Genomic DNA, 432 nt, shown 5'->3' with positions numbered 1-432 from the left:
GTGAGAAAGGCTCTCGGCCTCTCGCTCATCACGCCGGTTGCTGGTGAGGGTGATGTATGATTTTTGGTGCACATCCCGGACCCAATCCCGAACTTGGTTACTGCTATCGATACCGTGAAGTTCGATACAGCCCGGGTGCGGACGATTGGGGTGATCCTATTCCGCGTGCTGCCGGTGAACACCTCGGCATCTGGATCAACGAGTATCCGGTGCTGCGTATGACTCCGCACGGTTTCTGGTTTCTAGATCATTACGAGGACCGTGAACGGTTCGTGAATCTGTCGTGGACGAAGCAGTACGCGCATCGCACCAAGGAAGCCGCACGCGACGCGTTCATAGAGCGCAAGCGCAAGCAGATTCGCATTCTGCACAACACGATCATCGACGCACAGGAACTGCTGCGTATGGCACTCGAACAGAAATCTCTTGGTG

1 protein-coding gene is annotated in these 432 nt (G+C 55.6%); it reads left to right on the top strand.

Translation table 11 applies throughout. The features are described from left to right. Positions 1-56 precede the first annotated feature (56 nt). Positions 57-432 (top strand): hypothetical protein (locus tag AC1RPH_RS07855; protein ID WP_429625362.1); only part of this gene is annotated, 376 nt, incomplete at its 3' end.

It is taken from the genome of Dellaglioa sp. CoH-57-MRSF-16, assembly GCF_056782055.1.
The sequence above is the reverse complement of the archived record's forward strand: the minus strand, read 5'-3'. Positions and strand labels throughout refer to the sequence as shown.